This is a genomic window from Claveliimonas bilis (assembly GCF_030296775.1).
GTDB lineage: Bacteria > Bacillota > Clostridia > Lachnospirales > Lachnospiraceae > Claveliimonas > Claveliimonas bilis.
Genome location: NZ_AP027742.1, coordinates 2135941 through 2148777 on the forward strand (window position 1 = coordinate 2135941; position 12837 = coordinate 2148777).

Consider the following 12837-nt stretch of genomic DNA (forward strand, 5'->3'; position numbering starts at 1 on the left):
GCATGATTCCAAATAAAAGTCCAGCGACGCCAAAACAGGGAAAGCTCCTAAGCTTTCCCTGCCTGTTATTCTCTGACACGCGGGAATACGATTTCCACCCGGAACAGATCTGCTTCTGTGGAGATTTTCAGTGTGCCGTGCATCAGCTCTGTAAAAGATTTGGCTATGGGCAGTCCCAGCCCGGAGCCTTCTGTATTTCTTGACACATCTCCTCTGACGAAGCGGTCTGTGATCTCATCTGCGTTGAAATTCAGCTCTGCGGCCGAGACGTTTTTCATCCGTACAGACACATTGTCCTGCTCTTCTTTCACCTCAATAAATACGCGGGTATTAGGGAGGGCATACTTGGAAATGTTGACGATCAGATTTTCAAAGATCCGGTACGCCTTTTCACTGTCCAGCTCCACAATAACCTTCTCTTCGGGCACATCCCATTTCACTTCCAGTCCCGCTGCCTTTAAATTCCTGTCGTACTCCAGCTCTATCTGCTTCAGAAGTCCTGTGATGTCCAGTTTCATAAAGTGCAATGTCACATTATGGCTGGTTGCCTTGCTGATCTCAAACAAATCCTCAATGAGCACTTTCAGTCGCTGCGATTTCTTCTCCAGTATCCCGATATATTCCTTTCTCTTCTCTTCATCTTTTTCATTTTTCAGAAGATCCACATAAGTGATGATGGCTGTGAGCGGCGTCTTTAAGTCATGGGATACATTTGTAACCAGGTCGGTTTTCATCCTCTCACTTTTCATCTCTTCTTCTACTGCCCTGCGGAATCCTGCCTGGATCTTCCTAAGCTCATCCTGCACCGGATTAAATATTCCTGCATCTTCGCTGATCTCGGTATCCAGATCCCCTGCCGCCAGACGGGAAGTTGTTCTCAATACACTTTTATACTGCTCCTGCACCTGGTCCAGATATTTTCTGAGGAAAAGGAACAAAATGATAGAATAGGCGATCAGTACGCCGATACCAAATACCCAGAAGAAGGTAATGATAAAAAGCACGACAAAATTCATGATCACCACTTTCAGAATCATCTTGTTTGTCTTATCTGTAAAATCAAAGTGAAGCAGAAGGTCATACTGACGGCGGAGAAACTCTTTAAACCTCTGCCATACTCCTCCCGCTGTATTCTTTGCTCCCCGGACACTGCGGGTACCTCCCCGTTTCACCCACAGGATAAAACGTATGGTCCACACCCTCTGACGCCAGTATTCTTTTCCCATGGCGAACATAGGACGAAGGCAGGTTACAAGCCAGAATACAATGCCAAAGCTAAACGCCCACACAAAGAAATTCAAAAGATAGGAAACTGCCGTATTGACAGGGGCCTCTGCCGGAGATACGATCAGGATCAGTTCATGATTCATAGTTTTCCAGATCATGCGCGCCTGATAAAACAGCGTAGAAAAGAATATGACCGCCACCAGCAAAACGATCTCCAGGGGAGCCCGGAAAAGGGCCGGCCCGTCTGTCCTTTTCCAGAACGGCAGCAAAATCGCCGCTGCTGCTGTTATCCCAACAAAAAGCAGAAAAATCCAGAAAAAACCATCACTTTCCAAAACCCAGTATACATCCGCCGACTCTTCATCACCCATCCGACCGGTATACAAATATTCCGTCAGATTTTCTTCCGTCATTCCGTACCGCACCGTCACATTCTCCGGATTGGAAATCTTCCGGAATCCATTATAGTCAAAATCATACTCCAGGTCTTCCTGCGCACTGATCAAAGCCTGCTCCATCCCATAGGCCGTTTCCCTATCCAGCCTGCTGCCGGATACCCCGATAGAACTTACCTGCCCGTGGCTGTCAAACACAAATTCCACTTTAAGCGCATAACGTCCGTCCTGCCCGCTCTCCAGCGCTTCCTGTACATCCTGTTGGCTTTCCAGAAGGATGTTCCCCTCCTCGTCCGTAATGCTGTAATCCGTATACCGCTCCAGAAGGCGAAATTCATTATACGCATTTTCCTCCAGGACATCCGCTTGGGAAGTTTCCTTTGAGAGCTGATTATAAAGGACATAGTTCCCTTCTGCCAGGGAAGTAAATTCATCTACGTACAGCCCAAGTTCATTGCTGCTCTCATTCCTGTCTTCCTGTGCACTGTTCCGGATAGACGGATAGAGAAGGATCATTCCTGCCGAACAAATGCAGAGAACAAGGATCACTGCCAGCCATACAATTTTAGGATTGTTTTTCAATTTTGTATCCAACACCCCACACCACCTTTAAATATTTCGGATTTTTCGGATCCAGCTCTATTTTTTCGCGGATATTTCTGACATGGACCATAACCGTATCCGTTCCCACTGCCTTTTCCTGCCAGACTCTTTCATAAATTTCTTCCGCCGAAAATACTCTTCCGGGATTTTTCGCAAGGAGAAGCAGGATCTTATATTCAATAGGCGTCAGCTTCACCGGTTTTCCATCCACTGTCACTTCCACTGTCTCCTCATTGATCTCCAGTCCGCCGATCACGTGGACGTTTTCCTTCACTTCCAGCTTCTCCATAAATTTCCGGTACCGCCGAAGCTGTGAGTTTACTCTCGCCATAAGCTCCATAGGCGTAAAAGGCTTTGTCACATAATCATCTGCCCCGAGATTCAGTCCGGTGATCTTATCGACTTCCTCTGATTTGGCTGAAAGCATAATGACGGGGAAATCATACTTTTCCCGAAGTTTCATTGTCATCTGGATGCCGTCCATCCGGGGCATCATAATATCCACGATCGCCAGATGGATCTCTTCTTGTTCCAGTACCTTTAAGCCTTCCACTCCGTCTGCAGCCCGAAACACCTCATAACCCTGGCTCCTCAAATATATTTCTACGCCTTCCCGTATTTCTTTGTCATCTTCCACAATTAAGATATGATTTGCTTCCATGGTTCCCTCCTGCTAAATATTCTCCTGTATTCCTTCCTGAGTATAGCACTTTTGCCTCACTCATAAAACCACATTTCCTTGCCCTTCCCGATGCCGGAAGCGGCGGGATATTCTTTCTTCTCACAACGCCGTAATTGTGCGCAAATACAGACACTCTCGAGAAAGGCAGCGGAATCGCATATTCATCCCAGCGCCACCAAAGGCGGATACAGGCAGAATATTCCAGGGTAAATCCTGTAAATTCTTTTTGCATCTGTTCTGAAAAATAGAAAGCTAGTTTCTTCGGTTCGTGCCTGGGTCCCAAAGGACCGTCCAATGCCGCCGCGATGGACTCTTCCTCTTTTGCAAGATCTTTCTGTATCGATTTCAACGTATGATAGGAAGCCTTTCCGTCGGGCACTCTGACTGCTTTTCCGCCGCAGCTTTCCACCATATTCTGAATATAATCCCCCCGGCGGTCCGCAGTGACGATCACATTGACCGGTCCTGCACTTAAGGCCAGTTCTTCCAGTATAAGATTCATACAGAAACTGTCCTCATGCCAGAAGCCGAAAATCTGTCCTTCGCGTCCCACTTCGTTTTCTTCCCACTGAATACGCATGGTTCGTTTAAGTAATTTTAAATAACCTTGAAAAAGATACTGCAGCATGTTCCCTTTCACCCGCTGTCTCCTCCTTCCATTTTGCCTCTATACAATTAGTATAGATCTGCTCCTCTCTTGCAGCCAGAGCCAGATTCCGGTAACCGGATACGCTCTTTTTGGCCTCCTCCCTCATCTTTCCCCTGCCGGGACCTTCCAGAGCCTTCCAGATCTTCATACACCACTCCTGTACATCCTCTTTCGCCAGATATCCGTTGCATCCGTCTTCTATCGTGTCTTCCACTCCATTTGCCCGGATGGCTATCACCGGACATCCGCTTGCCAGCGCTTCCTGGATCACAATACCCTGAGTCTCTGACTTTGAAGAAAATAAGAAGAGATCGCTTGCCTGCAGATAAGCTGGAAGTTCTTCATTGGGAATATTTCCGGTAAATGTTACACAATCCTCCAGTCCCCATTTGGCTGCTGTCTTCTCCAGTCCCCCTTTCAGACTTCCCTCTCCGATAAGAAGGAGCCGGAAAGACTCCATGCCTTCTTCTTTCAGTTTTTTCATCCCTTTTAATAAGAAGAACAGATTCTTCTCTTCCTCCAGCCTGGAAACTGTACAGAAGAGATACTTCTTATCCTTTCCATACTGTTTCCTGACTGCAATCGCCGCCTCTTTGTGTTCCTCAAAGAACCCCTCGTCCAGGCCTGTGGGAAATACTTCCACCAAAGAAGAGGTTCCATTCAGCAGGATGTCTCTTTTCATTCCTTTTGTCGGTGCAAGTACGGTATCACACCGGTTGGTAAACCATCTCATATACCAGGGGATCACCCTCTCTCTGGCCGCGCGGATCAGGAGTCTTCGGATTGCTCCTGCCTTTTCTTCTTCCCGGAATACCGGAAGATAATGAAGATAATCCTCATAACGTGTATGGTACGTATAGATAATGGGAATATGGTATTTTCTTCCGAGATACAAAGCCATATTTCCCATATAAACCGGCTGATGCACATGGATGCAGTCAAACTTCTCCCTTCGGAAGGCACTCTCTGTCTCAGGGTTGAATAATCTGGGATATACCATCCCATTGGCCATCCGTCTTTTCCGGATCCGGCAGCGGATCACTCCCTCTTCTTCCTCTGTATCTCCATAATCCGGTGCAAAGATCATCACCTCATGCCCCAGTTCTCTTAAAGCCTTAGCCTGCCGTTCAATGGAAATCGGCACGCCTCCCACAAAAGGTTTGTAATTGTTTGTCAGCATAGCAATTCTCATTGTCTTTCCCTCCTCCAGCTATCAGATACGAATTGCGGCTTCTCCGAAGAAATATCCGGCTCCTACAAATACCAGATTCCACAAAAAGATTCCAAGCGTAGAGCTTATAGTATATTTTATGAAATCCATTTTCACCATACCGGCCGGTATAGAGATCAGTGTGCGCACCATCGGCAGAAGTTTGCTCACAAACACGCCGATACACCCTTTTTCCCGCAGCATCTCTATCTTTCCTTCAATGACCGGCTTTTGTTTTGGAAATTTCCTGAAATAAAAACCCAGCACCTTCTCTCCCCCGGCCCTTCCAAGAAAATAAAGCGCCCAGCTTCCTGTAAGACCTGCCGCCACTGTCAGTATCATAACCATGAAAAAACTGATCTCTCCCTGAGATGCCCATATTCCGGCCAGCGGCATAATGACTCCCGCCGGAAATCCCGGCAGATTCAGGTATTCCAAAAGCACGATGAGATAAATAAAAAAAGCTCCGTATTCGAGAAAATATTGTGTTAATGTCTGGATATTCATAGAAGCGCCCTCCTTGTTATTTTTAGGATACCCCAAAAATCTAAAGGAGGACGCTATAAGAATCGAAAGATTTTCTAAAGAAAATTTAATGTTTTATGATGTTTTATTGTAAGGTCCTGATCATCATGACCGTCTCATAAGGCCGCAGCTCATTTGCTTTCATACTGCTGTCGTAATTGCTAAGAAGCACTTCGGCTTCCTTCCACTCTTCCGGCCAAGTACACTGCGCCGGACGGTCCGTAAAGTTGGCCCATACCAAAAGCTCTGACTCTTCGTCGGTTCTTGTGTAGGCAAAAATCTGCTCATCTTCCTCAAGAAGCAACGAGAATACGCCGTCTGCAAAGACAGGATATTCTTTTCGCAGTCTGATAAGCTTCTGATAATAGCGAAAAACAGAATCCGGATCCGCCATTTCCCTGGCAGCGTTGATCTCCCGATAATTGGGATTGACTGCAATCCAGGGAGTTCCTTTTGTGAAACCTGCATGTCTGCTCTCATCCCACTGCATCGGTGTACGGGCGTTATCCCGGCCTTTTGCATAGATAGAGGCCATCACTTCCTCTTCGGAATATCCCTCTTCCATCCGCTCCTCATACATGTGAAGCGTTTCAATATCTTTATACTGGCTGATATCATCAAAATGCACGTTGGTCATTCCAAGTTCTTCTCCCTGATAAATATAGGGAGTTCCCTGCATTCCATGCAGCACAGATGCCAGCATCTTGGCGGATTCCACCCGGTATTTTCCGTCATTTCCCCATCTGGAGACAATGCGGGGAAGATCATGGTTGTTCCAGAACAGGCTGTTCCATCCTTGTCCTGCCAATTCTGTCTGCCATTTTGCAAGAGTCTTTTTCAGCTTCACAAAGGGAAGAGGGCTAAGATCCCACTTCGTCTTTCCCTCCTGCTGGTCAAGACCGATGTGTTCAAACTGAAATACCATAGAAAATTCACTGCCGTCAGGATTGCTGTAAAGCTTCGCCCTCTCGGTATCTGCACCCCATGCCTCTCCTACTGTGATCAGATCGCCCTTCTGGAACGTCTCCTTGCTTAACTCCCGGATAAATTCATGAAGCCTCGGGCCGTTATTTGTAATTTTCAGATCCGGCTCCTTGGCGATCTGGTCGATCACATCCAGCCGGAAGCCCCCGACGCCCTTATCCATCCACCACAGGATCATATCGTAAATCTCGCGGCGCACCTTGGGATTTTCCCAGTTAAGGTCCGGCTGTTTTACGGAAAATTGATGAAAATAATACTGTCCAAGCTCCGGCACCCATTCCCATGCCGGTCCTCCAAACACAGATTCCATATCATTGGGAAGTTTGCTCTCTTTTCCATCTCTCCACACATAGTAATCGTGGTAAGGATTGTCTTTACTTTTCCTTGCTTCCCTAAACCAGCGGTGCTCATCTGAGGTATGATTCAGGACAAGATCCATAATAATGCGTATTCCGCATTCTTTTGCCTTCTGAATCAGTTCTTCCATGTCATCCAGCGTCCCGAACATGGGATCGATATCCTGGTAATCCGAGATATCATAGCCATTGTCGTCCTGGGGAGAGCGGCATACAGGGGAGAGCCACAGGGCGCCAACTCCCAGCTCTTCCAGGTAAGGCAGCCTTTGTATGATCCCCCTGATGTCGCCAATTCCGTCGCCGTTACTGTCCTGGAAGCTACGGGGATAGATCTGGTAAACTACTGTATCCTTCCACCATTTTTTCTCTGTCTTAACCATTTGCAGCTCCTCCTTCTATCGTTTCTTCTTTCTTCGGATCAGAGTTCCGTTTTTTTCTAAAATACCGTCTTTGTATTTTCTGGAAAAAAGGATTTCTCCTTCCGGTCTTACTTTCATCTCATTTTCCGAACAGTTCAAGAGAACCTCCAGCTCATTCTGGTTTTCGTCCAACTTAATGTACTCCACACATCTCTCATTTTCATATTCCCCCGGAAAGTGGAAATAGAGGCTCCTGCAGGCGTCCTCTTCTTTCCTCATCCGGATCAAAGATTTTACAGACCGGATCTTTTCCTGATTTTTGGGAGTCTCAAGCTCATCCCATGGCATACATCTTCTGCAGTCCGGATCGTGTCCGCCCTCCATGGCGATCTCTGTACCATAATAGATACAGGGACTTCCCGGCATGGTAAAGAGCACGGCAAGCTGCTGGTAAAACATATCCAGATCGTGAAAACGGTTCATCAGCCGCTCCGTATCATGCGAATCCAGAAGGTTGAACATGACATTGTTATTCTGCTGCATATACATGGTATAGCAGCGGTTTATCATATACTCAAACTCCTCTTTTTTCATCCCTTTGTCCAGGAAAAAGTCATGGATCCCGCTCATCAGCGGATAATTCATCACAGAGTCATACTCGTCCCCCATCAGCCATTGGCTTGCATCATGCCAGATCTCTCCCAGAAGATAAATATCCTCTTTGCATCTCTTTAAATGTTCCCGAATCTTTTTCAGAAAACGGTGGGACACTTCATTTCCCACGTCAAACCGGATCCCGTCAATATCATAATCTGTGATCCACCCTTCACACACGCCGCAGAAGTAATCGATCACTTCTTCATTGTTGGTATTGATCTTCGGCATCTGATCGGCGAAAGCAAAGGAATAAAATCTGCCGTCCCTTGTATCCGCACGCTTTTTGAGAAGCGGCCAGGTCTGCACCATAAACCAGTCGGCGTAAGGAGATTTCTGTCCTTTCTCCAGCACATCCTGCCATGGAGCAAACTTAGGACCACAGTGGTTAAACACTGCGTCCACCATGATCCGAATACCAAGACTATGAGCCTCCTTTACTAATTTCGCAAATGTTTCTTTATCTCCGAAATGAGGATCGATCTTTGTGTAGTCTGTAGTGTCGTATTTGTGATTGGACTCGGCCTCCATGATAGGATTCAAATAGATACCAGTAATTCCCAAATCCGCAAGATAGGGAAGCTTTTGCCTGATTCCCTCCAGGTTGCCGCCAAACCTCTCCTCATTGGTGACCTTGCCTTTTCTCCAGGGAACGAAATCCTCTTTTCTTTCCCCTTCTATTTCCCCGCGGCAGAACCGATCCGGAAAGATCTGATACCATATCGTATCGTTAACCCACCCCGGGGTGCAGTTTACATCCGCCGGATTCATCCATGGAACGGTAAAGCACTGGATCATCCGCCCCTCCATGTCTATCTGGTCTTTTGTCAGAAAACCGTCTTCACAGTAATACCAGATCTCCGTTTCCGTATGGAGTTCAAAATAATACTTGCATCTTTTGTAAGGCGGCTGAAGGGTTGTGGTCCACCAGATCTGATGGCGGAGCCGTTTCTTAAATACGATCTCCTCCCTTGTTCCCGTCCACTTCTCATTTCCTCCCAGGATTCCTGCTTCAAAGGGATCCCCGTGATGAATGAACACCCGTCTGACGTCATAGCCGGTCTTAAGGTTTACCACCAGCTCATTTTCATTGAGCGCATAGCTCATCTGTTCCGATGTTTTATGATAAACTCCTGTAAATTCCATTGCTGTCCCTTTCTATTTCCGATCTGTCATTTCCTTTCTCAGAGATCTTAAGTCTTCCACGGCCTCATGGAAATCCGGAAGGCGCCATTCCCAGTTTGGAGAGCCGACTGTTCCCGGTGTATTCATATGGCCTTCTTCTCCAAGTCCCAGAATATCCTGCATTGGAACAATGGCGTACTCCGCCTTATTTTTTAAAGTATAATGGAGCAGTCTCTCCTTTACGGATCCCTGGCTGCATCCCTGCCTTTTTAAGAATTTTCTTACTTTGCGTTTTTGGGCAGTGTTTAAATTACCGTACCATTCCATGAGGGTATCATTGTCGTGAGTTCCCGTGTAAATGATCATATTTTCCGTATCATGGAAGCTGTCGTATGCATATTTTCCTTTCGTCTCAATGGAGAACATGAGGATCTTCATACCCTTTAAATGATAGTGTTCCTTCAGCGTCAGAACTTCCGGGCGCAGATCTCCCAAATCCTCAGCCACCAGCTCCACATCCGGCAGCTTTTCGGTCAGGATATCAAGCACCTCATATCCCGGTGCCTCGATCCATTCTCCCTCGACAGCTGTGGGGCAGGTAGACGGGATCTTCCAATATGTGTCAAAAGCCCGGAAATGGTCAATACGCACAATATCAAAAAGCTTTCCGCTGTAACCGATCCGGTCCTGCCAGAACCGATACTCATGCTCCTTCATATAGTCCCAGTCATAGATAGGATTTCCCCATCTTTGTCCTGTCGCGCTGAAATAATCCGGCGGCACTCCCGCAATGAAAATGGGCCGTCCGTCGGTATCAAGAAGGAAATTATCTTTCCCGCCCCATACGTCCACAGAGTCTACCCCCACATAGAAAGGCACATCTCCCATGATCCGGACGCCGCTGTCATTGGCTGCCTTCTTTACCTTCATCCACTGTCTGAAGAACTGATACTGAAGAAAAACGTGGAAAGCAGCTTCCTCTCTTTCTTCCTCCGTAAGCTGCCGCCGGGTTTCCGGCCAGTTTTTGTCCTCTTCTTTCCACTCGTTCCAGCATGTTCCGCCGTTTGCCGCTTTCAGTGCGCGGAATACACTGTATTCCTTCACCCATTCCTGATCTGCAAACTGGCGGTAGTCTGCTTCCTGATCCAGTTTCTGTTCCCGGAACCTTTCAAAAGCTTCTTTCAGGTAAGGAATCTTAAAGGAACGGACTGCATCATAGTCCACCCTTTTCTCTTTCTCCCGGAAGCTCTCCGGAAGGCTTGTCAAAAGCCCTTCCTCCTTCAGAATATCCAGGCTGATATACAGCTCATCCCCCGCATAGGAGGAATAAGGCTGGTACGGAGAATTTCCGTACCCAACCGGATTCAGAGGAAGGATCTGCCATATCTTTATGCCGTTTTCTTTCATCATATCGATCCACTGATATGCACTGCTTCCCAGCTCCCCAATCCCTGTCCGGGAGGGAAGGGAAGATACCGGCATCAATATTCCTGTCTGTCTCATTGCTTTCTATCCCCCTGCTGCCTATGATAAATGCCAGATGTCTCTGTCATACTCCGCGATGGTCCTGTCAGAAGAGAAGAATCCCGCCTTGGCAATATTTACCAGCATCTTCTTTGCCCAGCTCTTTTCATCTTCATAGTCTTCCAGCATCTGTTCCTTTGTGCGGATATAATCCTTCACATCCAGAAGTGTCATGAACCAGTCTTTTCCTACGATTTCCTTATACAGACGTCCCAGGTTCACCGGATCTCCGATACGGATCAGATCCTTGCTGATAATGAAGTCTACCAGCTCTTCCACCATAGGATCATTTTCGTAAATGTCTTTGGAACAGTAAGATGCATTTGCATACAGATCAATGACTTTCTCGGACTTCTCACCGAAAATGTAAATATTGTCATCGCCTACCAGCTCATGGATCTCTACATTGGCGCCGTCTTCTGTTCCAAGTGTCACTGCTCCGTTCAGCATGAATTTCATATTTCCTGTTCCGGATGCTTCTTTGGAGGCAAGAGAGATCTGCTCGGAAATATCACATGCAGGGATCAGCTTCTCTGCTTTCGTTACATTATAATTTTCCACCATCACAATGCGCAGATATTTCCTTACCTCGGGATCTTTCTCAATCAGTTCCTGAAGGCAGAGGATCAGATGGATGATATCCTTTGCGATCGTATAGGCAGGAGCCGCTTTTGCGCCGAAAATCATTGTGACCGGGCGTTTCGGAAGATTGCCTTTCTTGATCTCTTTGTATTTATAAATAGCATAAAGAGCGTTCATCTGCTGTCTCTTGTACTCATGGAGACGTTTGATCTGGATATCAAAGACAGAGTTCTCGTCAATCTCAATGCCCTGTGTCATCTTCAGGTAATTTTTCAGCTCAATTTTAGCCTCTTTTTTGATCTCCTTCAACTGTGCCAGCACTTTCTCATCATTCTGATATTCCAGAAGCTTTTCCAGCTGGGAAGCGTCTTTTACAAATCCTTCTCCGATCAGCTCTTTCAAATAGTCTGCCAGTCTGTGATTGCAGTGGAGCAGCCATCTGCGGAAAGTAATACCGTTGGTCTTATTGTTGAACTTCTCCGGATAAATGTCATAAAACGGCTTCAGCTCAGATTCCTTGAGGATCTCTGTGTGAAGAGCGGCAACTCCATTTACAGCATAGCCGTAATGGATATCAATGTGAGCCATGTGTACACGGTTCTGCTCATCAATAATGTAGACTCTCTCATCGTGGAAGTCTCTTCTGACTCTTGCATCCAGGTCACGGATGATCGGCATAAGCTGGGGCACTACCTGCTCCAGGTAGGCAACCGGCCATTTCTCCAGAGCCTCTGCCAGGATCGTATGATTCGTATAGGCACATGTCTTTCTCACCACATCTACGGCTGTGTCCATATTAAAGCCTTTCTCACTTGTGAGAATACGGATCAGTTCCGGGATCACCATAGTCGGATGAGTGTCATTGATCTGGATGCACACATGTTCATGCAGATGATAAAGGTTTACGCCTCTTTCTTCCGCTTCACGGATAATGAGCTGTGCAGCATTGCTCACCATAAAATACTGCTGGTAGATCCTAAGAAGGTGCCCCGCCTCATCACTGTCGTCCGGATAGAGGAACAGGGTCAGATTCTTCCGGATATCTGTCTTGTCAAACTGGATTCCATCATGAATCAGCCCTTCATCTACGGTATCCAGGTCAAAGAGATGCAGTTTATTGCATCCGCTTTCATAGCCCGGCACATCAATGTCATACATAGTAGACGTCAATGTGAAATCTTTAAAAGGAACCTGGAAATGGCGGTCTGTCTTGGTCAGCCAGCTGTTTTCCGTAATCCATGGGTTTTTATCCTCCCACTGCTTATGATCTGCAAATTTCTGCAGGAAGAGACCTTCGTGGTAGTTAAGGCCCACTCCGTCCCCTGCAAGTCCCAGTGTTGCAATGGAATCAAGGAAGCAGGCCGCAAGCCGGCCAAGTCCTCCATTTCCAAGAGAAGGCTCCGGTTCCATCTCCTCGATCTCTGTGATATCATGCCCGTACTTTTTCAGTACCTCCCTTGTCTCCTCGAAAAGTCCCAGATTGATCAGATTATTGGACAAAAGCTTTCCGATGAGAAATTCCGCTGAAATATAGTACAGCTTTCTGTCTCCGGTATTAGCCTTCATGCCTTTCATTTTATCTTTTGTCACACAAAGAAGCGCTGTGTAAATCTCTTCCTTTGATGCTTCTTTGATTCCTTTATGAAATTTTTCCTGCAACATCATTTCCAATGCCTGTTCCATGTTTGTATCTCCTTTCTATCTATCACATTTCTGTGATCCACTTTCATCATATTCTTTATCATATACTATTTTTCCAGATTTTCATATACCCGAAGTATTTCTCCCACACTCCAGGCCTTCCATCAGGCGGACTTTTTCCGTCTCTCCTGCTCCGCCTTCAGATTGTCCGGCACAGCCGCTAAGTCCGGTCGCCAGAAGTCCGGCAGTAAGCAGCAGCGCCAACCCTCTCTTCTTCATTACTTCATCTCCATTTCCTTAAAAGTTTCGTATTGTTTCGTT

10 protein-coding genes are annotated in these 12837 nt (G+C 46.7%); all 10 read right to left on the reverse strand.

Going from position 1 to position 12837, the window contains the following annotated elements:
- Positions 1-65 precede the first annotated feature (65 nt).
- Positions 66-2219, reverse strand: a complete 2154-nt coding sequence (locus tag R2J37_RS10425; protein WP_316264902.1) for a sensor histidine kinase — start codon at positions 2217-2219, stop codon at positions 66-68.
- Positions 2188-2886 carry a response regulator transcription factor gene (locus R2J37_RS10430; RefSeq protein ID WP_316264904.1) on the reverse strand — a complete coding sequence of 233 codons (699 nt, stop codon included), beginning with the start codon at positions 2884-2886 and terminating at the stop codon, positions 2188-2190. The genes R2J37_RS10425 and R2J37_RS10430 overlap by 32 nt, the downstream gene beginning before the upstream one ends.
- The gene (locus tag R2J37_RS10435) at positions 2852-3547 is read right to left on the reverse strand and encodes a DUF374 domain-containing protein (RefSeq protein ID WP_316264906.1); all 696 of its coding nucleotides are present in this window, start codon (positions 3545-3547) and stop codon (positions 2852-2854) included. The genes R2J37_RS10430 and R2J37_RS10435 overlap by 35 nt, the downstream gene beginning before the upstream one ends.
- Positions 3495-4748: a glycosyltransferase gene (locus R2J37_RS10440; RefSeq protein WP_316264907.1), complete on the reverse strand. Its 1254-nt coding sequence runs from the start codon at positions 4746-4748 to the stop codon at positions 3495-3497. Before R2J37_RS10440 ends, R2J37_RS10435 begins: the two co-directional genes overlap by 53 nt.
- 21 nt (positions 4749-4769) lie before the next feature.
- Complete coding sequence (locus tag R2J37_RS10445; protein ID WP_230105767.1) at positions 4770-5273, reverse strand: DedA family protein; 504 nt, start codon at positions 5271-5273, stop codon at positions 4770-4772.
- A gap of 103 nt (positions 5274-5376) precedes the next feature.
- Entirely contained in the window at positions 5377-7011 is a 1635-nt protein-coding gene (locus tag R2J37_RS10450; protein WP_316264909.1) for a glycoside hydrolase family 13 protein, read from the reverse strand.
- A 15-nt stretch (positions 7012-7026) separates the two neighbouring features.
- The gene (locus R2J37_RS10455) at positions 7027-8790 is read right to left on the reverse strand and encodes a glycoside hydrolase family 13 protein (RefSeq protein WP_316264910.1); all 1764 of its coding nucleotides are present in this window, start codon (positions 8788-8790) and stop codon (positions 7027-7029) included.
- A 12-nt stretch (positions 8791-8802) separates the two neighbouring features.
- On the reverse strand, positions 8803-10272 hold the full coding sequence (gene malQ, locus R2J37_RS10460; RefSeq protein WP_316264912.1) for a 4-alpha-glucanotransferase: 1470 nt from the start codon (positions 10270-10272) through the stop codon (positions 8803-8805).
- 21 nt (positions 10273-10293) lie between these two features.
- The gene (locus R2J37_RS10465) at positions 10294-12558 is read right to left on the reverse strand and encodes a glycogen/starch/alpha-glucan phosphorylase (protein ID WP_316264913.1); all 2265 of its coding nucleotides are present in this window, start codon (positions 12556-12558) and stop codon (positions 10294-10296) included.
- An 81-nt stretch (positions 12559-12639) separates the two neighbouring features.
- Positions 12640-12795 carry a hypothetical protein gene (locus R2J37_RS10470; protein ID WP_316264915.1) on the reverse strand — a complete coding sequence of 52 codons (156 nt, stop codon included), beginning with the start codon at positions 12793-12795 and terminating at the stop codon, positions 12640-12642.
- Positions 12796-12837: the final 42 nt, after the last annotated feature.